The sequence below is a fragment of the Legionella erythra genome (assembly GCF_001467615.1).
GTDB classification, from domain to species: domain Bacteria; phylum Pseudomonadota; class Gammaproteobacteria; order Legionellales; family Legionellaceae; genus Legionella_C; species Legionella_C erythra.
Map to the genome: position 1 here is coordinate 113698 of NZ_LNYA01000003.1, position 22284 is coordinate 135981.

A 22284-nucleotide genomic window follows, 5' to 3' on the forward strand; every position below is an offset into this window, starting at 1 on the left:
AGACTAAAAAATTACCATAAACGGCCCCAGCATACCCTAAACAGGCAAACCGCATTCTTTTAAAAAGCGGCTAAAAAAGAGATGGGCTTCATCACCATCAGGTAAAAGACAATCAGCAGGCTGATGAAAGCAGGCCAACCCAACACAAACCACCATTTAAAATAACGATAATAGGACAGTGGCAACGGTTGGCTGGTGCGGGCAGCCTCCAACGTGATGTTTTTTATTTTAATTTGCAGGTACACCACAATAAACCAGCAGATGGCGGTGACGGTGTAACCGATTATGGCCCCCCATATCCAGAATAAGGTGAAGGAGTACCCTGCCAGATAAACCATCCAAAGACCCGTTACCACCTGAATAAAGCCTGAAGAGCCCGTAAACAACCAATCGACCCAGACCACGTATTGGTTGATGCAGGCCATAAGGGGGATATTTCTGGTGTAGTGCCCGTATAACATGACGCTTGCTGTACCAAGACCCGTACCAAATAGAATCGTGGAACTTAACACATGAATGTATTTGAGCCAAAAATAGAGCATTAATCCCTCTCCAGTGCGTATAAAATCATAATCCCTGCCAGAATGGGGATATTTTTGACAACAGGACCAAAGGGCTCCAGCCACAAATAAGGCAATCCCATGGAAATGATGAAGGTGTAGGCGAGGATAACCGCCATCTGCACCCAACAAAAAAAGCGGGTTTTGACATGCAGGAGCAACGCGATGCCAATGAGGGCATTCAGGGTGGCTGCGCCATAGAGCAATATGGATTGCCCGGCAGGGGGAATGCCGAGGTCGGACAATAAGGCATAGGAATGTTCCTGACCATAAAGAGAACTGGTCAACGCACTCACAATCCACATCAAGGCCAGGCTTAGGCGCAGCAAAGGGGTTAACACCAGAAATTGAGCGCTTAAGCGATCCCAGGGCGTGCTCGGGGTTTTCTGCAAACCCTCTGCAAACGATTTCGGTTTAATGCCGCTTGTGTGCTCAAATTGCTGCACTTCATCCCGACTTGCGGTATTGCCTTTTTCAAGCATTTGCAGTGCTGCGCTATTAATACGGGATTTTGAACTGAAATTACCAAACCAGGCTATGCTGTTTAATAGCCACAGTGGCAGTGGCAAAAACAACGTGGGCTTTAACCTCAACCAGTGCCGTAAAGTCAGCAACAGGGATTTGATACTGATTTCCTGGCTGCTTACGGCGGCTAAGATTTCAAACCGGGATAAGGGTTTATCCACCAGATGATGAACCGCCTCACTCAAATCATCAATATGAATGGGTTGCAAACATTGTTCGCCATGGCCAGGCAACGGGACGATGGGCAAGGACGCGAGGCTCGCCATTAATGCCATACCGCCGCGTGCGCCTTGACCATAAATGAAGGATGGGCGAAGCACGCAAGCTGGAATGGTTAAGGTTTTTAACCACTCTTCCGCCGCCAGCTTGCTTCTGGCATATTCGGTGTCATACGGCTCGATGCCCAGCGCTGAAATATGGATGATTTTTTTAACCTGCTGTTTTTCCGCCGCGGTGTATATGGCTTTCGGCGTTAAATAATGCAGGGTCCAAATCACTGCTTTGTTGACGTGATAAAAAATCCCCACACAATTAATGAGGACATCCACTCCATGAAGCCGCGGCAACCAGATGGCCGGAGTTGTGTCCTCTAAAAAATCGCAGGCCATCACGTTAGCGTTGGGGAATTTATCCAGGATATCCTCGGGATGACGTGCTGCGCAAATGACCTCATGGTCACTGTCAAGCAGGCGTTTTGTCACGTGCCCACCCAGAAAACCATTGGCACCCAGAATCATGATCTTCATGAGGTATGTCCAGTTAAGGCGTGGGTTTCAGGGGTGCGCGTATACCCTAAAAATCCCCCGGCACAACTACTGAGCGCCCCAATAAAGAACAGGACAAAGGTAAGCAAAGCATTGAGGGTCAACACCTTCTTACGCGTTTCTATGTTGATGTGAAGCGGTGATTTTTTTTTGATATCAGCGACGGTCTCGGTCAGCATGGGGGCATCATTGGTTAATTTGATAGCCACCAGATTCGACGTAAAATTGGAATGAAACGCGGCGTACTGAATCATGTTGGTAATTAAAATAATCGTCATGATGAGCAACATCGACCAGGCGATAAAGCCAATCAGCAAGCCAAAAGCCCGGGCTTTTACCACCACGGGACTTAATTTTCCCGCAATCCAGCCGGTCATGAACATGGCTAACACAGCAGCCAAACAAAAACACAGGAAACCCGCGAAAGAAAAAAAGGTATTGCCTTCGCTGTCAATCGAAAAACTGCTGATCCCTAATCCAAGCGACAACAGATTCAACAGAAAATTAAGGCCCACGCCGGCTATCGCGCCGGCAAAAATAGCCGACCAGGAAAGGTAACGTCTTTTTTGTTTCATGGTTAATAACCTTGAAACAGCGGCTGTACAGGGATATAGAGATTACCCGTCGAATGACTGGTTGTCATGCCGCCTATCTGATGCGCCTCGATGATGGCAACGGTTTTTTTGTTGTTGATTAATTCCATGGCCGCCGTCACCCCGGTTATCCCGCCGCCGATAATAACCACATCAACATCAATGGACTTATTCAGTTCAGGATAATATCGGGATTTGGCATGGATTACTTTCCATAAAGGTATATGTTTCATAAGTCCCCTCCCTGGGAAAATAATCGAATACTTTATGACTTAATGATTAGATTAGAATCATCACAACAGAACAATCGATTGAGGTTATCCTCAATAGTATAGGCTTAATTTAGGAAGGCATGTAAAAAATGGTGGTAAAAAAAACGGCACGTTGTGTGCCGCTTTTACATCAGGCTGAAGTCGTTTCAGAGCGTTTTTTGGCTTGTTTTTTTAATTTTTTCCACTCGCGGTCTTTATTAAAAACGAAACCGGCTGCCTCTTCAATGAAAAAACCGATGTCATCAATATTTGCCCAAGCACAATAAGCATTGATTTTCTCGAAAGTTTCACTGCTGATTTCAGCCTTGATTTTTTCTTTTTTCTGGAAACGATTCCCACTAATAATAGGCATTTTCTACCTCAGTTGTTAATTAAGCAAATAAATCTTAACAAAATATAGTACGCTTGCAAAGTAAATATCCTGCAATGATTTAGAAGAAAGATGTTCATTTGACAAGGGGGAATGGTCTCTCGATTTCAGGGTAAAACATGCTCCAAATTCGCTCACAATAATTTAGAATATTACGGTGTTTTTGCAGATAGGATTTTAAAGGATCGTCATAAGGGACCCAGACCATATTGACCAGAAAAGCAAAAGCCGTCGCATCAATACTGGTCAATTCATCACCAAGAAAATACTTTTTATCGCCAAGCGTTATCGCGATGGCGTCAAGTGTTTTGACAGCGAGCTTAAAAACCTCGTTGGGCTTATGACGGCCGGTGCCTTGCTGGTGAAGCGCCTTGAGGGTTGCTTTCCTGACGCTGTTGGCGACAAACCACTGGGCAATACCCGGCAGCTTGCCGAAAAAACCTGGTTTGACATGAGCCCAACCTGCTTCTTCCTGCCAACGGTAATACAACATAAACCAGTACAGACGCTCGGTAAAGGTATTGTCCAGCAAGGTGATTAAGGCACGTTGTTCATCACGGAGCTTGCCATCGAGCACATCACCGTATTTTTCCTTAAGATGATCAATAATCAGTTCACTGTCGGGAAGCAGTTCACCCTCGATTTTAAGGCAGGGCAATTTTCCTTTTGGACTTTTACGCGGATCCATGACAAAACGGATTTCATAGGGCATTTCAATCATGCGCAGGTAAGTCTCAAGCTTTAGGCAAAAAGGGCTGGCATTGGGCAAACCCCAATGGCCCGGGAACTGATAAAGAGTAATCATGGTTTGGTTATTCCTTTACAAATAGACAACGCGCCAGGGAAGGCCATGCATCCCGGCATTTTATTTGAACGCCTTGATTATACTCATGATAATATTGGCATCAAAGTACTATTGTGGGAGTTAATTACATGGCTGATTGTCCTTGCGGTTCACTGAAAGAATACAGGCAATGCTGCGGTTTATACATTGACCAATCGCAGCGCCCGCCTACTCCTGAAGCCTTGATGCGCTCACGCTACACCGCTTACACGCAGGCAAACGTGACCTACATTAAACAGAGCATGAAAGGTCAACCTTTGCTCGGCTTTAATGAAAACGAGGTGTCGCAATGGGCTGCCAAAGTGGATTGGCTGGGCCTGCATGTGGTCAATTGCACCCTGGATGCAGGCAATGCCAACCGAGGTTATGTCGAATTTTTAGCGAGCCTGCGTGGCGGCGGCAAATTACAGGCCATTCATGAACGCAGTGAATTTGTACGTGAGGATGACCAATGGTTTTATATTGCCGCTCATAAGCCCCTCTATGCCAAGCCGCAGCATAAACGTGCAATACCCCGTAATGCGCCCTGCCCCTGCGGCAGCCAGAAAAAATATAAAAATTGCCATGCGCTTTCCGAGCGTTAAGGAGCGCTGATCAAGGCATGCAGCGGTTTGACCCACGGAAAAGAAAGGCCTGATTTTGTTGCTTTTGCTTAAAGGGATGTGAAATTATAAGATTCAGCTGAGGCACTCAAGGGAATGCCTCAGTACGGATTAACATTTTCTTAAGGGACACGTTCATGAAAAAACGCATACTTGGCATTTTCGGCTTCGGACTCATGCTGCTTTCTTCTTTAATCAATGCCGGAACGCAACCCAAATTCAGCATTGTTAACACCGTAAGGCCGCCTGCCTTGATTGCGCCGGGTGACATTGTTGGTGCTCAATACCTGGTCACTAATAATACCCTGATTACCCGCGAACTCACTTTAGTTCCCCTCACAGGCGTTCAGCAGATTACCGCCGGCCCCAATGCCTGCCAGAATCCGTTTGTCCTGGCTCATGGCCAAAGCTGCTTTTTAAATCTGGTGTTTAATTCCAATTTTGCGAATGGCGTGCACAATGGCCCTGAAATCTGTAAAACCGTCGCAGGTGGCGGCAATGTGCCCAGTCAATTTTTATGTTCTCAACCCAGCCGGACCGATTTATTAAATATCACGGTTCAATAAGGCAAAGCACAGGATTTTGGCCCTAACGTACAGGCGCTTAGGGCCGTTTTATTACCTATAATTGACGTAAATGCGGGAATAAAATCACATCACGTATAGACTGCGAGTTAGTAAACAGCATAACCAATCGGTCTACCCCTATCCCTTCTCCGGCTGTCGGGGGCATACCATACTCCAGGGCCTCAATATAATCACTGTCAAAATGCATGGCTTCCAGATCACCGGCATCTTTTTCCGCCACCTGTTTGTGGAACCGCTCGGCCTGATCTTCGGCGTCGTTTAACTCCGAAAAACCATTGGCAATTTCACGCCCGGCGATAAAGAACTCAAAGCGATCCGTGACATCAGGGTTACTGTTGCTGCGTCTGGCTAGTGGTGACACCTCGGTTGGGTAGCCGGTAATGAAGGTCGGTTGAATGAGTAATTGTTCGACCGTTTCTTCAAAAAGAATCATTTGCAGTTTGCCCAGGCCATCCGTGGGTTTAAATGCCAGACCCAATTGTTTAAGGAGAGAACGACAGCCGTCCACTGTTTCTAATTGTTGCGCTTCAATCTCTGGGTGGTGGTGTAGAACCGCTTCTTTTACCGTCATGCGGGCAAAGGGTTTGGCAAAATCAATAACCCAATCCTGGTAAGTCACCTGACGGCTGCCCAGCACCTCATCACAAAGAAAATGCAGCAGTTGCTCGGTAAAATCCATCAGATCGTTATAATCGGCATAAGCCTGATAAAACTCAATCATGGTAAATTCAGGGTTATGCCGGGTAGAAATACCCTCATTACGGAAATTGCGGTTAATTTCATAAACACACTCAAAGCCGCCGACCACCAACCGCTTCAGATACAGTTCCGGCGCAATACGCAAAAACATCTGCATGTCGAGGGTGTTATGGTGAGTGACAAAAGGACGAGCCAACGCCCCGCCCGGAATGGGGTGCATCATGGGTGTTTCCACTTCCAGAAAGCGGTGGTTATCCATAAACTGGCGCAAGGCCTTAATCAATTGGGTGCGGATGATAAAGGTTTTGCGGCTATCTTCATTGGCAATCAAATCCACATAGCGCTTGCGGTATTTCATTTCCTGATCAGACAGGCCGTGGTACTTATCCGGCAAAGGCCGTAAGGATTTGGTCAGCAGTTCAACCTGCTCGGCATGAACCGTTAACTCACCCGTGTTGGTTTTAAACAATACCCCTTCCACGCCAACGATATCACCTAAATCCCAATGTTTGAATTGCTCATACACTTCCGGCAAGTCATTTTGACGGACATAAACCTGGATTCGGCCGGAAACATCCTGAATATGGAAAAAACTCGCCTTCCCCATGATGCGCCGCAACACAATTCGACCGGCAATGGTGACGTGTACCGGCTTCTCAGCCAATGCGTCTTTTTCAAACCCGTCGTAATCCTTCAATAGCTCGGCGGCCAAATGCTGCCTGTGAAAGTGATTGGGAAAATTAAAGCCTTGCTGGCGCAGTTCGCCCAATTTTTGTTTGCGAATGTGATAAACTTCGCTTTCATCCAAAATCTCTTCTGTCATGCTGCCCCTACTCCTGCTTTTAAACTGGCGTGAATAAATTGATCCAGGTCGCCGTCTAAAACGGCCTGGGTATTACTGGTTTCAACCCCGGTACGCAAATCTTTGATACGCGACTGATCAAGCACATAGGATCGTATCTGCGAGCCCCAGCCAATATCTGACTTATTGGCCTCCAGAGCCTGTTGTTCGGCATTTTTCTTTTGCATTTCCAATTCATAAAGCTTGGCACGTAACTGTTTCATGGCATGATCTTTGTTTTTGTGCTGGCTTCTATCGGTCTGGCATTGCACAACAACACCGGTAGGTACGTGTGTAATCCGCACGGCCGAATCGGTACGGTTGACATGCTGGCCACCTGCGCCTGAAGCCCGGTAAGTATCGATGCGTAAATCCGCAGGATTGATTTCAATGTTGATGTCGTCATCGACTTCCGGCGACACAAACACCGCTGAAAAGGACGTGTGGCGGCGATTACCGGAATCGAAGGGGGATTTACGCACCAGACGGTGCACGCCGGTTTCCGTTCTCAGCCAACCATAGGCGTATTCACCGCTGAAATGAATCGTCGCGCTCTTGATGCCGGCGACATCGCCAGCGGAACATTCAATCAATTCACACTGAAAGCCATGATGCTCACCCCAGCGCAAATACATGCGCAAGAGCATTTCCGCCCAATCCTGCGCTTCCGTACCACCCGAGCCGGATTGAATATCGAGGTAAGCATTGGCATGATCCATTTTGCCTGAAAACATGCGTCGAAACTCGAGATCAGCCACCTGCTTTTCGATGTTCCCCAATTCCTCGGTGATATCGCTGATTGTTCCCTCGTCATCTTCCGCACGAGCCATTTCAAAAAGCTCGGATAAATCCACCATACTCTGGCTTAAATGTTGAAGCTGATGGACCACCCCTTCAAGCTGGGCCCTTTCCTTGCCCAAAGCCTGGGCCTGCTCCGGATTACTCCAGACATCAGACGATTCCAGCTCGCGAACTACTTCTTCCAGCCGTTCCCGTTTATGATCGAATTCAAAGATACCCCCGAAGCGCTTGAATCCGATCATTCAAATCGCTTAAATTGAAGGTAATCTGGTTCACTTCTAACATGCTTTTCCCAGTAAAATTAATTCAAATACGCTAGTTTACTAGGAAAGCTGGCTCTAAACCAGCTAATCGCCGCAAAAATGCGCAATAAGTTGGCAGTTTAAGGCGCATCATCCCATCCCAAGCTTGTAACACAGGGGCTATCCTTGCCATCACATCAAGCGTTATACTGTACTGATTAATTTTTAAACGAACAGACATGTTGGACAAGCACTCTGATTTACTGACCCTGCCCAGGCTTGAATTGAGGCGTTATTCAAAAGAAACCCATAGCCACAGCCATGCCTATGCGCAATACGTTTTTCCTTTACAAGGCAGTCTTGAAATTGAAATCAATCATTGTGGTGGTGTATTAACCGCCAATAAAGCCGCCTTTATCGCACCCTCGCAAACCCATTGTTTTGCAGGAAGCCAGGATAATTTGTTCCTGGTTATGGATTTGCCGGCCCATCAGTTGCTACGCGCCAAACAACCGGCGTTTTTGACCCTCGAGCCCATGCTCAGCCATCTCTTGACCTTCATTCACCATTACCTCCTTCAGGATACGGGACATCAAGGCCTTCAACAGGTTATTCAGAATCTACTGGCAACCCTGTTAAATGAAAAGACCGAGCCGGCCTCTGATCATCGCGTCCTGCAGGCGAAGCGCTGGATTGATGAGCACTACCCGGAACCTGTCTGCCTGGCTGAACCCGCGGCCTATTGCCACTTAAGCGTTAGTCAGCTGCAGCGGCGTTTTAAACAAGCCATGGGGCAAACCCTTGGGCAATATTGGCGTAACCGGCGCCTGCTGGCTGCCCAGACACGGATGACGACCACCAATAAAAGCCTTCAATGCATTGCACTGGAGGTTGGTTATGACAATCTGGCTGCGTTTAGCCGCGCCTTTTCACACTGGTCTGGTCAATCGCCGCAACACTGGCGGCATGCCTTTTTCAGCAAAAAAAACGCCTTTTCAGGATAAGGGGGTTATCCCTCTCTGAAAGTAAACTAGGGTCTCCTTGCTTTACCGAGATTACGGAATGCCCAGACGTTTCTTTCCTTTTTTATGGCTTATCGCAGCCCAAACCATGGTGGCGGTGAATATTGTTTGTTCCAAACTCCTTTTGACTGAAAGCCCGGCCTGGTTTTTATTACTGCTGCGCTTTAGTCTGGCCGCCATGCTGCTCTTGCCATTGCACTGGTTAACACCGGCAAGGCAACACAAGCTGAGAGATTATTTTAACGCCCTGCCGCGAAAACAGTGGCTGTTAATCCTGGCAAAAGCCCTTTCAGCCGGTTTGTTGTTTAATTGCATCCTGCTGTGGGGGCTTCAGTATACTAACGCCGCTGCCGCCGGCATTATTACCAGTGCTTTACCCGCGATTATCGCTTTACTGGCCTTCATTTTTCTTAAAGAGGCCATAACCCGCCAAAAAATCGCAAGCATTGCCCTCGCTTGCCTTGGCCTTTTATGCCTCGCCAGTCATGCGTTGACTGCATCCCGGCACTCGCTCTGGGGTGACGCTCTGATTCTCTTGGCTTTACTGCCAGAGGCTACCTATTACTTGCTCTGCCAATGGCAAGCGGTACAGCTGCCGGTGTTTTTGCTGTCTGCGTTAATGAACGGCATCAATGCCTGTTTATTGCTTCCCGTTTTATTCATCAGCCAGCCTGAACTGCCATGGCATCCGCTCACCGCCTTGCTGATATTGCTGCTGGGTTTAAGTTCGGGATTGTTTTATGTCTTTTGGTACTTCGGCTCTCGCCGGGTCGATGCTACCCTAGCTTCATTGTCCACCGCCACGATGCCTATCGCCACAGCCCTTATTGCCTGGGCGGCATTAGGCGAGCGATTGTCGCTGCTGCAATTAACGGGGATGGGTCTCGTGATTTTTTCCATTTTCATGTATGCAAGGCAGTGCAAGCTTAAGAACTGAACCATCCAGGCGCAGATCGGCTTCCCTAATTCCTTTTAGTTTAATATTTACTCATTTTGTGCTATAAAGTCTGCTTTTAACAGGAATCTGCATGAAAACGAAAGCGAGCGATGAACTGACCGGTGAACAGACTAAAAAAGCCAGAACAGAGGAAGAAACACCTAAGCTTCCCTCTTTTACCGACTTTTTAAACCAATTAAATCAATTAAACCAAGAAAAAAGAATTAAACAAAAACTAGTTCAACTGGTTCGTGAGCTGGATGACGATTTACAACAAACCCTCACCGATTTGAACCAGCTTCGTGCCGAGGATGAACAGAAGCAGGCCCAGTTAAATGAGGCACAGGAGAAAATCAGGGGTTTGGAACTCGAAAACGAAGCGCTTATTGTGCAAAACAACCAATTGCGTGAAAAAAATAAAACCCTGTTGCGTTGTAATGAAAAATTTTATCAACAAAAGCTTTCTTTTTTCAAAGACAACTCCTCGGGTGATACAACCACCAATCCGGAACTTAAAGACTTTAATGAGGCCTGTGCCGTTTCGTTGAGCGATTGAGATTGTTCCCCCAGTAGTGGGGGTCAAAAGAACACTCAAGCCGGTGTTTTAATCACCGCCCGGTAGGCATGGAGATTCATCAGCAATTCCGCTTCGGCATTGGACAAGTGGCAGCTGCTGATGATCTCATCCTTATTGCCGCCCATTTCAAGAATCTTTAACGCATGCTGATAACCGCCGTCGTTATCGCGCTTGGTTTCCAGTGATTGCAGCTGATTATCCATGCTGACCAGTTGCTTGTTGATTTCCGCCAGTTTTTTAGCGAAAACCAAATCGGCATTAACCACGGCAGCTTGCTCCAGTTGATGCTGAGCCATGGCCTGACTTAAGGCATGCAGCCTTTTTTCCACGTCCAGCAGCTGCTGGCGCTGGTGATAAATGACATAGGCCAGGCCCAAGATCAGCAATAACTCCATGATAACGATTAAACTCATTGACTCTCCTTGCCTATCGGCTGCAGATGACTTTCACCCGGCGACAGATTCAAATTTTTGGCATCCTGCGACTCGATTTTTTTAGTGCCCAAATCCGGATTCAAAAATCGGGGTACGGTTTTGTTTTTGGCAATGATCAGATTAACACGACGATTTTTAGCCCGTCCATCCTCCGATGTATTGTCAGCGACCGGGTATTGCTCTCCATAACCAGTAACCGTGATTTTACCTGGGTCAACACCATATATCGTCAATACCCGGGCTAAGGCCGCTGCCCTGGCTGTAGACAATTCCCAGTTCGATGGGAATTGCGGCGTATTAATGGGAACATTATCGGTATAACCTTCCAAAGCAATAGGATACGGTACTTTTTTAATAATTTCCGCTATTTTCATTAATTTAACAATGCCAGCCGGTTTTAAATCGGCGCTGCCGCTATCAAACAGCGCACCGGCTTTGATATCAAGCTCTACCCAACCATTGTCGCTGTGGATGTTCATATCCGGATCCTGCAGTTCCGACAGGGATTTTTCCAGGGCGTTGAATTGCTCGTTTTCGCTGCCTTTCATTTCGAGCAAGGCTTTGCCCTCTTTGCTATTAGTTGAAAATTGCACCGGGGCGCGATCCACCCCCTTGGAATTGAACGCGGAATTCATGCCTTCCGATAAGGCCTTGTATTTGGAGACATTCACCGAGGAGATGGCATACATGACCACAAAAAATGCAAATAACAGGGTAATAAAATCGGCGTATGAAACCATCCACCGATGGGTATCCTCATGTTGAACTGCCTTGTTTCGCTTTCTTCGCATGTTGATGATGTTGTCCAAAATTATTCAATTTTAAGCTTAGCATATTAGGACTCTCGCCGCCGGCCATGGCCACTAAACCCTCAACCAGCATCTCATCATGATGAACCTGATTCGCCACACAGCTCTTGATTTTATTGGCAATTGGCAAAAACATGAGATTGGCCAGGCCAACGCCATAGATGGTGGCGACGAAGGCTACCGCGATTCCGGCGCCCAACTCACCCGGTTCTGCCAGGTTTCTCATCACCTGAATCAAACCGAGGACCGCCCCAAGAATACCAATGGTGGGGCTATAACCGCCCATGCTTTCAAACACATGCGCGGCATGCAGGTCATGCGCTTCCCGTCGATCTATTTCTGCTTCAAGAATCTGGCGTACGTTTTTCTTATCCATCCCAATGACCAATAATTCTAACCCTTGCCGCATGAGCGGGTTGGGTTCCTGCTCCATAAAGTCCTCCAGCGACAACAGGCCGTATTGACGGGCCCGCCTGGCCAGATCAACCAATTGTTCGCGCGTTTGATCGAAAGCATATTTTGGCGGACGTATGATCCAGGGAAGGATTTTAAACGCGCGTTTGAAGGTTGACAGCGGCGTTTGTACCATGACAGCCCCCATCGTACCGCCCATAACAATCACCAGCGCCGGTAAATTCAACAATGAATTGAGCTCGCCCCCTTCAAACATCTGGCCGATGATGATTGCTGAAAGTCCGGTTACCAATCCTAATAGGGTCAAACCATCCATAAGTTATTATTCCGCTAATCGTGCTTTCAGGCGAATGGTCGCCTGACTATGTATTTGTGACACACGAGATTCACTGACACCCAACACCTGACCAATTTCTTTTAAATTCAAATCCTGCTCGTAATAAAGCGACAAGACCAGGCGTTCTTTTTGCGGCAACGTTTCAATGACCTCAGCCAGGCGCTTGACCATGTCCTCATGCAAGGCATTGACATGCGGCTCCGATGCCCCGCCTGGCTCGCCTTTCAAAACATCTTCAGTCACGCCCAAATCATCAAAACCATACAACTGGCTGCCGGCAGAATCCTTCAAAAGCTCATGGTATTCATCCAGGCTTATATTTAATTCGTCCGCAATTTCTTTATCTTTAGCATCACGACCCAGACGGTTTTCCACTTTTTTAACAGCTTCCGCCACCATACGGGCATTCCGGTAAACCGATCGGGGAACCCAGTCGTTTCGCCTGACTTCATCGAGCATATGACCCCGGATGCGGATGCCGGCGTAGGTTTCAAATGAGGCCCCCTTACTGGAATCGTAATTCCTTACCGCCTCGAGCAAGCCTAACATGCCTGCCTGAATCAAATCATCCAGCTGGACAGAATAAGGTAATCGCACAAGTAAATGGTGGGCAATACGCTTGACCATTAAGGCATGGGTCTTTATCAGCGTTTCCTGGGTTTGTTGATTTACCTTGCCGTATGCTTCCAAAGCATCCACGACGCTCTCCTTACTGTATTCTGACTGAAAATTCTTCCCTTTCAGTGTTCACCCGCAACCAGCCGCTCCAGAAAAAAGCTGGTATTACCGCCTAACGAACGCCTAAATGGCCAATCTTCAACATTTTCCGCCAGCTGATGTATCGCTTTTGTCGCACTGCATTCAGGATAAGCAACCAAGACCGCTTTTTGTTTTTTTACCGCCTCATGCACCTGGTTATCGAAGGGGATAGCCCCCAGATAATCGAGGCTTACATCCAAAAATTGCTCAGCGACCCGGTAAAGTTTATTAAATAACTCCCGTCCGTCCTTGACGCTTCTGACCATGTTGGCCAGGATGTGAAAATGCGTCCATTCGTACCGCTTGCTCATGACTTTAATTAAAGCATAAGCATCGGTTAATGAAGTGGGTTCATCACACACCACCACAATAATTTCCTGCGACGATCGTGTAAAGCTTAGCACAGTATCGGAAATTCCTGCTGCCGTATCGATGATCATGTAATCAAAGTCATCCGTTAATTCATTGAATGCATCAATGATGCCAGCATGTTCTGCCGCACTGAGCTGGGTCATGTATTCCGTGCCGGAGGCAGCTGGAATGACTTTAATATCATAGGGTCCGGTGAGCATGATGTCGGTTAAATTGCAGATCCCCTGAATGACATGGGATAAATTGAATTTGGTATGCAAACCCAACATGATGTCGATATTGGCCAATCCCAAATCTGCATCGAGCAGCAGCACCTTTTTGTCCTTTTGCGCAAGCGCCACGGCCAGGTTAACGGATACGTTGCTTTTGCCAACGCCGCCTTTCCCGGCAGAAACAGCAATGACTTTGACCGGCTTGGAGCGGCTTATATTGCGCAAGCCGTCTGCCTGATCGCCAACTTCACCACCCTGATTAACTTTCGACATACACCCCCCTCGCAACCTGTTGCATTACCGCGCCTTCCTGCTCAATTCGTTGCTGCATAGCCTGGCCTTGCTCCGCCAGTTGCTCAATTAACTGATGCCGGGTTGCCATTTTGATGTCTTCAGGTACCCGCTGGCCATGCGTGAGGTAACTCACGCCTAATCGCGCTTCCGTCACCGCACTCAATATGCCGCCTAATGCCAGTGATTCGTCAAGTTTGGTGATAATGCACTGCTCGACGCGATTGGCCTGATACCGTTGAATGGCATCGGCTATGACCTGATAATGGCTGGTCGCCGGTAAAACCAGAACTGTCGATATGGAATGAAGTTTGGTGCTGAGTAAATCCATTTGTCTCGCAACCCGTTCATCCGCTGGATTCATGCCCGCGGTATCAATCAAGACCAGTTTTTTATTGCTGAGTTGGCGAATAACCCGGCTTAAGGACACTTCATCCTGTGCCACACAGACCTGCACCCCTAAAATTTTGCCATAGAGGACCAGTTGCTCTTCTGCAGCAATGCGGTAAGTATCCATGGTCACGAGACCCAGGTTCTCAGCGCCAAAGCGTAACACAAAGCGGGCCGCCACTTTGGCTAAGGTCGTCGTCTTTCCGACACCGGTTGGACCGACAAAGGCATAGACGCCCCCTTCTTCAATACGGCGAGAATCATGGATGGGCAGCCGCATGGAAAAATCATTTAAAACCTGCTCCCAGCCTTTTTGCTGATTCAGTGTTGGGCTGACGCGGCTGACTAAGGATGCAGCGGTTCGCTGACTGACACCAAGGTAAAGCAGTTTTTGCATCAGCACAGCGTGCAGGGGTTCGCCATGCCCGCCATGGCCACGGATTTGTGCCTCCAGCATGCCGCGCAGGGTCTGGATTTCCTGGCGCATTTCATCCAGCGGCGACTCCACGGATTTAATGGCAGGTAATGGCGGCGGCTCGGCGCTTGCAACAGCCGCCTCCGCACTCAATACCGTTTCGTCGTAATCAATGGCTGCCACCACTTCAACGCCGTTATCCACCCGGCTGCTGGACAATATGACCGCATCCGGGCCAAACGCCGCCTTAATCTGCTGCATGGCAGTGCGCGTATCTGGTGCAACAAAGCGTTTCAGTTTCATGGATTCTCCACTCTACTAACCTACCGTACCAATAATGCGGATTTCCTTGTTATCAGGAATTTCCTGATACGATAAAACATGCAAATTACTGGAAATATGACGCACAAATCGTGCCAACGCCGTTCGAATTCCCGGTTGAACCACAAGAACCGCCAATTCATTTTTCGCCTGTTGCTGAGCGGCCAACTGGGCCAGCGAATGTTGAATTTTATCGGCCATCCCGGGTTCAAAGCTGACACCCTGGCCCGCATTGCTCTGGATGCTGTTTTGTAATAACTGTTCCAATTCTGGTTTCAGGGTAATAATGGGTAATTCTTCATGCAAGCCGCTTATTTTTTGAGTAATCATGCGCGACAAAGCTACCCTGACCTGGCCGATGAGGTAATCAATGTCTTTTGATTTACTGGCCGCTTCTGCCAAGGTTTCCACAATGGTACGAATATCAGTCAGAGGGATATGTTCAATGAGCAGACCCTGCAAGACTTTGTTCACAGCGCCTAAAGTCAACGCGTCGGGGACCAGCTCTTTCACCAGTTTGGGCGAACTGCGTCCCAGTTTATCCAGAAGTTGCTGCGTTTCTTCATACCCCAGCAATTGCTGGCTGTTGGCCTCGAGAATCTGACTTAAATGGGTGGCAATGACGGTTGAGGCATCCACCACGGTGTATCCATAAGTATGCGCCTGTTCTTTCTGGTTCTCATTAATCCAGACGGCTTCAAGGCCAAACGCCGGATCAAGGGTCCTTAACCCGTCTAATTCCCCAAAAACCTGCCCGGGATTAATGGCCAGCCATTTATCATTGTAAATGGGCGCCTCGCCCATCACCACGCCCGCGAGGCTAATGCGGTAATGATTGGGTTTTAAATCAAGATTATCGCGGATATGCACGGTTGGAATGAGAAAACCAAGCTCCTGGGAAATCTTTTTCCTCACCCCTTTGATACGGGACAGCAACACCCCGCCCTGACTGCTGTCAACCATGGGGATAAGACGGTATCCCACCTCAAGGCCGATGACATCGACGGGATTCACGTCATCCCAGGACAAATCAGTAGCGGGCTCTTCAACACGGCTTGAGGCTTCTGATTCCTTGTCCACCAGCATGTCCGCCTTTTTTCTCTCAATCAGCAGATAGCCCATGCCCCCTAACCCGGCCCCTAATAAAATGAATGCCACATGCGGCATACCAGGGATTAAGCCAATACCGCCAATAATACCTGCGGCAATAAACAGGGATTTAGGATTACCAAAGACCTGGTGCACCACCGCCTTGCCCATGTCCTGGGCGCTTGAAACACGGGTCACCATGATTGCTGCTGCCGTGGATAAAACCAGAGAAGGCACCTGCGCCACCAAACCGTCACCGATCGTCAATAAGGTGTAATTGCGTAAGGCATCCGAAAAATTCATACCATGCTGCATCATCCCGATAGCCAATCCGCCGACCAAGTTAATGAACAGGATGAGGATACCGGCGATGGCATCTCCGCGCACGAATTTGCTGGCACCATCCATGGAGCCATAGAAATCCGCTTCCTGAGCGACCTCGGCCCGTCGCTGCACGGCCTGCTCCTGGTTAATGATCCCGGCGTTTAAATCCGCGTCAATGGCCATTTGCTTTCCAGGCAAAGAGTCCAGGGTAAAGCGGGCGCTCACTTCCGACACACGCCCGGCGCCTTTGGTGACAACCACAAAATTAATAATCACCAGTATCGTAAACACCACAATACCCACGGCGTAATCCCCGCCAATAACCACTTCGCCGAAGGACTCAATCACTTGCCCCGCTGCATCCGTCCCGGTATGGCCATGCAAGAGCACAACCCGGGTTGAAGCGACGTTTAAGGCCAGGCGCAGCAGGGTGGCGATAAGCAGGACCGTAGGAAAGACAGCAAAATCAAGCGGCCTGTCGCTGTAAACAACCGCCAGCAAGACCACCAGGGATAAGGCAATATTAAACGTAAAGAACATGTCGAGTAAAAAAGGCGGCAGCGGCAGAATCATCATGCTGAGCATGATAACCATCATCAGCGGTGTACCCAGCCCATGCTGCATCCATTGGCGTAAAACGCTCAGTACGTTGTTCATACGTCATCCTCCACATCGCGTTTCAACTCGTCCGGGATGGGTAAATCCTGTAAAAAGCCCGGTGTCGTTTCATAACGGTTTTTATCGTCCAGTTGAAAGATATAGGCCAGAACCTGGGCCACGGCCACATACAAGCCGCGTGGAATCTCGGCATTCAAATCGGTTGAAAAATAAAGGGCCCGCGCTAAAGGCGGGAGGGAGAGAATGGGCACGTCATTGGCTTTGGCGACGCGGTTAATCTGCAAGGCCACCAGATCCTTGCCCTTAGCCACCACAATGGGGGCACGCGTCCCATCCTGCCGGTAGCTGATGGCGACCGCGTAATGCGTCGGGTTGGTTAATACCACGGCCGCCTTGGGCACTTCACTCATCATGCGCCGTCTTGCTATTTCCTGTTGCGTGCGGCGGATTTGGGCTTTGACTTCAGGCTTTCCTTCCGTCTCCTTGTATTCATCCTTTAATTCCTGTTTGGTCATTTTCAATTGCTTGTTGTGTTCATACCATTGAAAAGGCACATCCACTGCCGCAATGACAATCAGGCTCGCGCTGATAATCAGAAAAAGAATGCCCACAATCCACAACCCCTCACTCAAAGCACTGTTTAATGGGTAATTGGCGAGCGCCAGTAAGGCAGGAAATTTCCATTTCAGCACCACAATCGACACAATGGAGATGAGAAAAAATTTTGCCATCGCTTTGATCATTTCCATAAGGCCTTTGACCGACACCATGCGTTTGATGCCTTTTAAGGGACTTAAGCGCGAAAACTGCGGCTGCACGGATTGCAGGCTGAATACCCAACCACCCATAAGCAGGGGGGCGGCAATCGATAACACCAGAATAACCATCAAAATAGGAAAAACCGCCATCGCGCCCGTCTGGATAATGAAGTAGAGGTTGTACATCATGTCCATGCTGGTGAGGAGGATATGGCTGTCGAATTCGAATGCATGATGCATCATGGTGAGAAAATGTGTGGATAAAAAATTGCCAAAAACCAAAAATCCCGCCCCGGAAAACAACAGGATAATCGTGGCGTTAAAATCTTTCGAACGCGCAATCTGGCCCTTCTCCCGCGCTTCTTTTAACCGCTTGGGCGAGGGCTGTTCGGTCTTCTCCTGGGACTGTTCGTCGTCTGCCATTAGTATAATAATCCTTTAATGAGTAACATCCCCTGCTCAAGGCTATCGGCAATCTGTGCCGCAACGCCTGGCAAACTGACCCGCAAAATCACAATCCCCATAAACAGCGTAATGGGAAACCCGATAGAAAAAATATTAAGCTGCGGCGCCACACGTGTCATGACGCCGAATGCCAGACTGATAACCAGTAAAGCCAGGATGGCCGGTAAAGCCACTAAAACAGACTCTTTCATCATCCAGCCAGAAAAAATCAACACCCGGCCAATATCAGACAACTCAACCGGCACACTTCCGACCGGCAACAGGGTGAAACTGTTAAAGAACAACTCAAAAACCGCCAAATGGCCATTCAGGGCCAAAAACATGAGGCTGACCATCAACAAATAAAACTGACTGATTAAAGGCACACTGGCCTTGCTGGCCGGATCAATCATGGTTGCAAAACCCAACCCGGCCTGCATGGCAATAATTTGCCCGCCAATGACAAAGACCTGAAACACCATCTGCAGAACAAAGCCCATCAACAAACCCAGCAACAGTTCAAAGGCCAGATAAACCTGGTAGTACCCGTTAAAATTCTCAAGGGTCAGACTCGACGGAACAAACGAGGACAGCAGAAAGGAAAATGCCATCGCAATGACCACCCGCACCCGCACAGGAATTAAAACGGATGAAATTACCGGCATGGTCAGAAACAAGCCGGTAATGCGCGGCATCGGCCAGACCACCTGGCTAATTTGAACAATCATGGTCTTATAGTCAATGTCCATGATTAATCAATCAGATAAGGAATATTCATAAACAATGTTTCCGTATAATGGATCATGGTTTTTAATAACCATGGCCCTGCAAACGCCAGCACCAGAAAAGTAACAAACAATTTGGGAATGAAGCTTAAACTCATTTCATTGATTTGGGTGGCGGCCTGAAACATGGCGACGACAAGGCCCACCAAAAGCCCAGGCACGATGAGCACAGCCAGGATAATGATCATCACATAGACGCTTTCGCTGAAAATTGAAACAATACCATCCGGTGTCATCATCCCTCCTGGGTTAAGGCTTTTAGCTCATGGCAAAACTGGACGCCAAGGAGCCCAGTACCAGTGTCCACCCATCGACCATGACAAACAGCATGATCTTAAACGGCAGGGAAATGATTAATGGCGACAGCATCATCATACCCATGGCCATGAGCACGCTCGCTACGACAATATCAATGATTAAAAACGGCAAAAAAAGTAAAAATCCAATCTGGAAAGCTGTTTTTAATTCACTGGTTACAAAAGCGGGAATCAGTACGCTCATGGGCACCTCATCCAGGCTGGCGTAGGTTTTGTTACCAAATTTCTCAAACAATGCCAAATCATTTTTGCGGGTTTGATTGAGCATAAAATGGCGAAGAGGCCCCTGTGCCAAGCCTAAAGCCTGGGTGAACTCAATTTTATCTGCCAGATATGGCTGTATGGCCTGCTCATTGATTTGATTAAATACCGGAGCCATGACAAAGAACGTCAGGAACAGGGCAATACCAATTAAAATCTGATTGGTCGGTGTCTGGGCCATGCCAATGGCCTGCCTTAAGATAGAAAGAACAATAATGATGCGGGTAAACGCCGTCATGGCCATCAATAACCCTGGCAAGACGCTAAGCAGGGTCATGAAGATCAGTATCTGAAGGTTAACGCTGTAGGTTTGGGCGCCGCCTGAGCCGGGGGTAACGGTCACGCCCGGCAGGCTTAGTGAGGCGGCGTCGGCCAGCCATGGGAAAAACAGACCGGTAAGGACGATTACCCCCGACAAATACGGTTTCATTTTAAGGCTTCCTCATGACGTGTTTCAGCAACTCTGGAAATGAACTTTTCGCCTCAGTCTGAAAACCGGGAGGTATTTCTTCGCCGAAATCATAGAGGGTATTAATGCTGCCATTGGCTACTCCGAGCAGCAGGTAGCGCTCGCCTGCCTTAATCAGCATGATTTTTTCACGAGGACCCAGGCTGGTACCGGCAATGATGCGAAACGCGCCGCTGACGCCAATACCGGCTTGATTTAAACGCCTCAAGACCCAGGCTAAAGCCACGATGATCAGCACCACAACCAAAAGACCGAAGGTGAGGCGCAGCATGTCATGGGCGCCTAAAGCAGAGCTGCCTTTGGCCAATGCCGTTTCGGCGGCCATGGCGTTCAATGGGAGAAACAGGCTTCCCCAAACCGCGTGCAGTGTTTTCATTTCAGGCGCTTGATTCGTTCGGCTTTGCTGACGATGTCGGTTAAGCGCACACCAAATTTGTCATTGACGACGACCACCTCGCCATGCGCCACCAGGGTACCATTCACCAACACATCAAGGGGTTCGCCGGCTAACCTGTCCAAGGCCACAATGCCGCCCTGATTCAATTGCAAAAGATTGCGTATAGTCATTTTGGTACGGCCAATTTCCACGGTCACGGTAACCGGGATATCCAGAATCAGCTCCATTTTTTCGCCGCTGGCATCCACGCTGCTGCCACTCCCTGCTGCCGTGCCTGCAGCTATCGCTTCCTTCTGCTCACTCATGTCCATCCCCTAATAACTGATTTTTTTAATTATTTTCAACGCCCGTTTATCGTTGGCACTTCCCAAAGTCGCAGTAAAACTGGGTGTTCCCTCAATATCCAGGGTGACGATTTCATGCATTTCAAGCGGCAGGAAATCGCCAATCTGCCATTCCATTACCTTGCCAAGCGTGCTGGTGGTTTGCGCCATGGCGCTTGTAACCAGTAACTCCACATCCATTAATTCTTCTTTTAGCGACATAATCCAGTTGGGATCAATCTCATCATCCGGTCGCGCCGCACCAAGCTCAAGCTGCTGTTTGATGGGTTCCACCATTGAAAAGGGCATAACAAAGGAAAAGCTACCCTTCTCGCGGCCAAAATCAATGAGAAAGCGGCTAACCAGCAACAAATCTTCCGGTTCGCCAATATGAACAAGCTGCGGGTTGGTTTCGTCATTGACTCGAATGGCTTCCAGTTTGATAATTGGCGCCCAGGCATGCTCGATATTATGCACCAGTTTGTTAATTACAATCTCCATCACCCGCAATTCGGCCGCGGTAAAATCGGTTTTATCCGTCTGCGCTAAAAATTGCGAACTGCCGCCAAAATAATAATCAACCAGATCATAAACAAAGGTATTGTCGAACAAGACGATGGCTTTGCCCCGTAGCGGTTTAAACCGGTAAAGGGTCATTAATGTCGGGTTCGGCAGGCTGTCTAGAAAATCACGGTGTTTTACAACGCTTAACGCCTCTTGTTTGATTTCCAATTCTTTGGCCATGAGCTGATAGACATCATTGGCAAAAAAACGGGCAGCTCGATCATGGATTTTATCAAGGACAGGCAACTCACCGCGAACAATCCGCTCCTGGCTCGCAAAATTCAAGACCTGGATTTTTTCCTCAAGTCCTGCATCTTTTGGAGGTTGGACCGGTTTGGCAACAGGCTCACCCTTCACGTCCTCAGCCGTTTTCTCCCCGGCTGGATGTTCAGACTCAGCCGCGGCGTCCAGATTACCAGGAGTCTCATCCTCCGCCGGGGCAGCCCCTTCCTCGTTGTCAACTGAGCTTAAGAGGGCATCAATTTCTTCCTGTGATAAAACATCTTTCTCAGCCATAACTATCCTGTCAAACCCTTGAAAACACTCGGTTTTTTAAATTGCTTTCCTCTTTAACATCAGTCCAAGCAATTCACGTGCCATGTAAAAAATTGAGTGAATAATCAAAAAGATACAGGACTAAGATAAAAAGCCCGCAGGTGAAAAGTCAAGTTTTTGACACAAAAAAGCCGTTACTCTTCTTCTTTTTCCTCACATTTATCAATGGCAGCGGCTTTGCATTGTTCATTGCAATCAAGCGCGCTGGAGGTGATGCACACGGTGCTGATGCAATTATCCGTGTATTGTTGAACACACATGTCATGATCATAATTCTCAGAGCCGATAACCACAGTTGGTAAATCAGCAGCATACACCATCAGGGGGACTAAACCGGTTAAAATCAGCAACAGGGCGGGTGCTTTGCGCATAAGAATCTTCCTTTATTAC

28 protein-coding genes are annotated in these 22284 nt (G+C 48.3%); 5 read left to right on the plus strand and 23 right to left on the minus strand.

Annotation, left to right across the window (positions count from 1 at the left end; translation table 11 throughout):
• Nucleotides 1–59: 59 nt before the first annotated feature.
• The 6 genes from Lery_RS01595 to Lery_RS01620 all read right to left on the minus strand — a co-directional run bounded on the left by Lery_RS01595 (nucleotide 60) and on the right by Lery_RS01620 (nucleotide 3889).
• Nucleotides 60–542 (minus strand): DUF2269 family protein, encoded by a 483-nt coding sequence (locus Lery_RS01595; RefSeq protein WP_058525496.1) that lies wholly within the window; start codon nucleotides 540–542, stop codon nucleotides 60–62.
• Complete coding sequence (locus Lery_RS01600) at nucleotides 542–1831, minus strand: SDR family oxidoreductase (RefSeq protein WP_058525497.1); 1290 nt, start codon at nucleotides 1829–1831, stop codon at nucleotides 542–544. Before Lery_RS01600 ends, Lery_RS01595 begins: the two co-directional genes overlap by 1 nt.
• Nucleotides 1828–2424 carry a hypothetical protein gene (locus Lery_RS01605; RefSeq protein ID WP_058525498.1) on the minus strand — a complete coding sequence of 199 codons (597 nt, stop codon included), beginning with the start codon at nucleotides 2422–2424 and terminating at the stop codon, nucleotides 1828–1830. The genes Lery_RS01600 and Lery_RS01605 overlap by 4 nt, the downstream gene beginning before the upstream one ends.
• A 2-nt stretch (nucleotides 2425–2426) precedes the next feature.
• A complete protein-coding gene (locus Lery_RS01610; RefSeq protein ID WP_058525499.1) occupies nucleotides 2427–2675 on the minus strand; it encodes an FAD-dependent oxidoreductase in 249 nt (82 codons plus the stop codon).
• Between the two features lie 169 nt (nucleotides 2676–2844).
• On the minus strand, nucleotides 2845–3066 hold the full coding sequence (locus Lery_RS01615; RefSeq protein ID WP_058525500.1) for a hypothetical protein: 222 nt from the start codon (nucleotides 3064–3066) through the stop codon (nucleotides 2845–2847).
• A 94-nt stretch (nucleotides 3067–3160) separates the two neighbouring features.
• Nucleotides 3161–3889 carry a glutathione S-transferase family protein gene (locus Lery_RS01620; protein WP_058525501.1) on the minus strand — a complete coding sequence of 243 codons (729 nt, stop codon included), beginning with the start codon at nucleotides 3887–3889 and terminating at the stop codon, nucleotides 3161–3163.
• A gap of 128 nt (nucleotides 3890–4017) precedes the next feature.
• Between Lery_RS01620 and Lery_RS01625 the strand changes: the two genes are divergently transcribed.
• Nucleotides 4018–4512 (plus strand): YchJ family protein, encoded by a 495-nt coding sequence (locus tag Lery_RS01625; protein ID WP_058525502.1) that lies wholly within the window; start codon nucleotides 4018–4020, stop codon nucleotides 4510–4512.
• 155 nt (nucleotides 4513–4667) lie between these two features.
• Nucleotides 4668–5096 carry a hypothetical protein gene (locus Lery_RS01630; protein WP_058525503.1) on the plus strand — a complete coding sequence of 143 codons (429 nt, stop codon included), beginning with the start codon at nucleotides 4668–4670 and terminating at the stop codon, nucleotides 5094–5096.
• 55 nt (nucleotides 5097–5151) lie between these two features.
• On the opposite strand, the gene lysS is transcribed toward Lery_RS01630, so the two are convergent.
• Both lysS and prfB read right to left on the minus strand, forming a co-directional pair.
• Nucleotides 5152–6639, minus strand: coding sequence for a lysine--tRNA ligase (gene lysS, locus Lery_RS01635; RefSeq protein WP_058525504.1), 1488 nt, complete (start codon nucleotides 6637–6639; stop codon nucleotides 5152–5154).
• Nucleotides 6636–7743 (minus strand): peptide chain release factor 2 gene (gene prfB / locus Lery_RS01640; protein WP_131750935.1). Its coding sequence is split into 2 segments (ribosomal slippage): nucleotides 6636–7667 and nucleotides 7669–7743, totalling 1107 coding nucleotides; the frame shifts between segments, so codons are not numbered across the junction. The genes lysS and prfB overlap by 4 nt, the downstream gene beginning before the upstream one ends.
• 196 nt (nucleotides 7744–7939) lie before the next feature.
• On the opposite strand from prfB, the gene Lery_RS01645 reads away from it, so the two are divergent.
• The 3 genes from Lery_RS01645 to Lery_RS01655 all read left to right on the plus strand — a co-directional run bounded on the left by Lery_RS01645 (nucleotide 7940) and on the right by Lery_RS01655 (nucleotide 10215).
• The gene (locus Lery_RS01645; RefSeq protein ID WP_058525506.1) at nucleotides 7940–8704 is read left to right on the plus strand and encodes an AraC family transcriptional regulator; all 765 of its coding nucleotides are present in this window, start codon (nucleotides 7940–7942) and stop codon (nucleotides 8702–8704) included.
• Between the two features lie 58 nt (nucleotides 8705–8762).
• On the plus strand, nucleotides 8763–9659 hold the full coding sequence (locus Lery_RS01650) for a DMT family transporter (protein WP_058525507.1): 897 nt from the start codon (nucleotides 8763–8765) through the stop codon (nucleotides 9657–9659).
• Between the two features lie 91 nt (nucleotides 9660–9750).
• The gene (locus tag Lery_RS01655) at nucleotides 9751–10215 is read left to right on the plus strand and encodes a coiled-coil domain-containing protein (protein ID WP_058525508.1); all 465 of its coding nucleotides are present in this window, start codon (nucleotides 9751–9753) and stop codon (nucleotides 10213–10215) included.
• 35 nt (nucleotides 10216–10250) lie between these two features.
• Here Lery_RS01655 and Lery_RS01660 read toward each other — a convergent pair whose 3' ends face one another.
• The 15 genes from Lery_RS01660 to Lery_RS01730 all read right to left on the minus strand — a co-directional run bounded on the left by Lery_RS01660 (nucleotide 10251) and on the right by Lery_RS01730 (nucleotide 22265).
• Nucleotides 10251–10649, minus strand: a complete 399-nt coding sequence (locus Lery_RS01660; RefSeq protein WP_058525509.1) for a DUF2802 domain-containing protein — start codon at nucleotides 10647–10649, stop codon at nucleotides 10251–10253.
• Nucleotides 10646–11461, minus strand: coding sequence for a flagellar motor protein MotB (locus tag Lery_RS01665; protein ID WP_058525510.1), 816 nt, complete (start codon nucleotides 11459–11461; stop codon nucleotides 10646–10648). Before Lery_RS01665 ends, Lery_RS01660 begins: the two co-directional genes overlap by 4 nt.
• On the minus strand, nucleotides 11427–12209 hold the full coding sequence (locus tag Lery_RS01670) for a flagellar motor protein (RefSeq protein ID WP_058525511.1): 783 nt from the start codon (nucleotides 12207–12209) through the stop codon (nucleotides 11427–11429). The genes Lery_RS01665 and Lery_RS01670 overlap by 35 nt, the downstream gene beginning before the upstream one ends.
• Nucleotides 12210–12215: 6 nt before the next feature.
• Entirely contained in the window at nucleotides 12216–12929 is a 714-nt protein-coding gene (locus tag Lery_RS01675; protein ID WP_058525512.1) for an RNA polymerase sigma factor FliA, read from the minus strand.
• A 41-nt stretch (nucleotides 12930–12970) separates the two neighbouring features.
• Nucleotides 12971–13846 (minus strand): MinD/ParA family protein, encoded by an 876-nt coding sequence (locus Lery_RS01680; protein WP_058525513.1) that lies wholly within the window; start codon nucleotides 13844–13846, stop codon nucleotides 12971–12973.
• The gene (gene flhF / locus Lery_RS01685) at nucleotides 13833–14972 is read right to left on the minus strand and encodes a flagellar biosynthesis GTPase FlhF (RefSeq protein WP_058525514.1); all 1140 of its coding nucleotides are present in this window, start codon (nucleotides 14970–14972) and stop codon (nucleotides 13833–13835) included. The genes Lery_RS01680 and flhF overlap by 14 nt, the downstream gene beginning before the upstream one ends.
• Before the next feature lie 15 nt (nucleotides 14973–14987).
• Entirely contained in the window at nucleotides 14988–17060 is a 2073-nt protein-coding gene (gene flhA / locus Lery_RS01690) for a flagellar biosynthesis protein FlhA (protein ID WP_058525515.1), read from the minus strand.
• The gene (gene flhB, locus Lery_RS01695; RefSeq protein WP_058525516.1) at nucleotides 17057–18202 is read right to left on the minus strand and encodes a flagellar biosynthesis protein FlhB; all 1146 of its coding nucleotides are present in this window, start codon (nucleotides 18200–18202) and stop codon (nucleotides 17057–17059) included. The genes flhA and flhB overlap by 4 nt, the downstream gene beginning before the upstream one ends.
• A complete protein-coding gene (fliR, locus tag Lery_RS01700; protein WP_058525517.1) occupies nucleotides 18202–18972 on the minus strand; it encodes a flagellar biosynthetic protein FliR in 771 nt (256 codons plus the stop codon). The genes flhB and fliR overlap by 1 nt, the downstream gene beginning before the upstream one ends.
• Nucleotides 18973–18974: 2 nt before the next feature.
• Nucleotides 18975–19244 carry a flagellar biosynthesis protein FliQ gene (fliQ, locus tag Lery_RS01705; protein ID WP_058525518.1) on the minus strand — a complete coding sequence of 90 codons (270 nt, stop codon included), beginning with the start codon at nucleotides 19242–19244 and terminating at the stop codon, nucleotides 18975–18977.
• 22 nt (nucleotides 19245–19266) lie between these two features.
• Complete coding sequence (fliP, locus tag Lery_RS01710) at nucleotides 19267–20016, minus strand: flagellar type III secretion system pore protein FliP (RefSeq protein WP_058525519.1); 750 nt, start codon at nucleotides 20014–20016, stop codon at nucleotides 19267–19269.
• 1 nt (nucleotide 20017) lies between these two features.
• Nucleotides 20018–20431, minus strand: coding sequence for a flagellar biosynthetic protein FliO (gene fliO / locus Lery_RS01715; RefSeq protein ID WP_058525520.1), 414 nt, complete (start codon nucleotides 20429–20431; stop codon nucleotides 20018–20020).
• Nucleotides 20428–20757 carry a flagellar motor switch protein FliN gene (fliN, locus tag Lery_RS01720; RefSeq protein WP_082657094.1) on the minus strand — a complete coding sequence of 110 codons (330 nt, stop codon included), beginning with the start codon at nucleotides 20755–20757 and terminating at the stop codon, nucleotides 20428–20430. Before fliN ends, fliO begins: the two co-directional genes overlap by 4 nt.
• Nucleotides 20758–20766: 9 nt before the next feature.
• A complete protein-coding gene (gene fliM, locus Lery_RS01725; RefSeq protein ID WP_058525521.1) occupies nucleotides 20767–21855 on the minus strand; it encodes a flagellar motor switch protein FliM in 1089 nt (362 codons plus the stop codon).
• A gap of 173 nt (nucleotides 21856–22028) precedes the next feature.
• A complete protein-coding gene (locus Lery_RS01730) occupies nucleotides 22029–22265 on the minus strand; it encodes a hypothetical protein (protein ID WP_058525522.1) in 237 nt (78 codons plus the stop codon).
• Nucleotides 22266–22284 lie beyond the last annotated feature (19 nt).

Coding starts and splice junctions, on each gene's coding strand:
- Lery_RS01595 (WP_058525496.1), bottom strand. CDS start 542: ATGCTCTATTTTTGGCTCAAATACATTCATGTGTTAAGTTCCACGATT.
- Lery_RS01600 (WP_058525497.1), bottom strand. CDS start 1,831: ATGAAGATCATGATTCTGGGTGCCAATGGTTTTCTGGGTGGGCACGTG.
- Lery_RS01605 (WP_058525498.1), bottom strand. CDS start 2,424: ATGAAACAAAAAAGACGTTACCTTTCCTGGTCGGCTATTTTTGCCGGC.
- Lery_RS01610 (WP_058525499.1), bottom strand. CDS start 2,675: ATGAAACATATACCTTTATGGAAAGTAATCCATGCCAAATCCCGATAT.
- Lery_RS01615 (WP_058525500.1), bottom strand. CDS start 3,066: ATGCCTATTATTAGTGGGAATCGTTTCCAGAAAAAAGAAAAAATCAAG.
- Lery_RS01620 (WP_058525501.1), bottom strand. CDS start 3,889: ATGATTACTCTTTATCAGTTCCCGGGCCATTGGGGTTTGCCCAATGCC.
- Lery_RS01625 (WP_058525502.1), top strand. CDS start 4,018: ATGGCTGATTGTCCTTGCGGTTCACTGAAAGAATACAGGCAATGCTGC.
- Lery_RS01630 (WP_058525503.1), top strand. CDS start 4,668: ATGAAAAAACGCATACTTGGCATTTTCGGCTTCGGACTCATGCTGCTT.
- lysS (WP_058525504.1), bottom strand. CDS start 6,639: ATGACAGAAGAGATTTTGGATGAAAGCGAAGTTTATCACATTCGCAAA.
- Lery_RS01645 (WP_058525506.1), top strand. CDS start 7,940: ATGTTGGACAAGCACTCTGATTTACTGACCCTGCCCAGGCTTGAATTG.
- Lery_RS01650 (WP_058525507.1), top strand. CDS start 8,763: ATGCCCAGACGTTTCTTTCCTTTTTTATGGCTTATCGCAGCCCAAACC.
- Lery_RS01655 (WP_058525508.1), top strand. CDS start 9,751: ATGAAAACGAAAGCGAGCGATGAACTGACCGGTGAACAGACTAAAAAA.
- Lery_RS01660 (WP_058525509.1), bottom strand. CDS start 10,649: ATGAGTTTAATCGTTATCATGGAGTTATTGCTGATCTTGGGCCTGGCC.
- Lery_RS01665 (WP_058525510.1), bottom strand. CDS start 11,461: ATGCGAAGAAAGCGAAACAAGGCAGTTCAACATGAGGATACCCATCGG.
- Lery_RS01670 (WP_058525511.1), bottom strand. CDS start 12,209: ATGGATGGTTTGACCCTATTAGGATTGGTAACCGGACTTTCAGCAATC.
- Lery_RS01680 (WP_058525513.1), bottom strand. CDS start 13,846: ATGTCGAAAGTTAATCAGGGTGGTGAAGTTGGCGATCAGGCAGACGGC.
- flhF (WP_058525514.1), bottom strand. CDS start 14,972: ATGAAACTGAAACGCTTTGTTGCACCAGATACGCGCACTGCCATGCAG.
- flhA (WP_058525515.1), bottom strand. CDS start 17,060: ATGAACAACGTACTGAGCGTTTTACGCCAATGGATGCAGCATGGGCTG.
- flhB (WP_058525516.1), bottom strand. CDS start 18,202: ATGGCAGACGACGAACAGTCCCAGGAGAAGACCGAACAGCCCTCGCCC.
- fliR (WP_058525517.1), bottom strand. CDS start 18,972: ATGGACATTGACTATAAGACCATGATTGTTCAAATTAGCCAGGTGGTC.
- fliQ (WP_058525518.1), bottom strand. CDS start 19,244: ATGACACCGGATGGTATTGTTTCAATTTTCAGCGAAAGCGTCTATGTG.
- fliP (WP_058525519.1), bottom strand. CDS start 20,016: ATGAAACCGTATTTGTCGGGGGTAATCGTCCTTACCGGTCTGTTTTTC.
- fliO (WP_058525520.1), bottom strand. CDS start 20,431: ATGAAAACACTGCACGCGGTTTGGGGAAGCCTGTTTCTCCCATTGAAC.
- fliN (WP_082657094.1), bottom strand. CDS start 20,757: ATGAGTGAGCAGAAGGAAGCGATAGCTGCAGGCACGGCAGCAGGGAGT.
- fliM (WP_058525521.1), bottom strand. CDS start 21,855: ATGGCTGAGAAAGATGTTTTATCACAGGAAGAAATTGATGCCCTCTTA.
- Lery_RS01730 (WP_058525522.1), bottom strand. CDS start 22,265: ATGCGCAAAGCACCCGCCCTGTTGCTGATTTTAACCGGTTTAGTCCCC.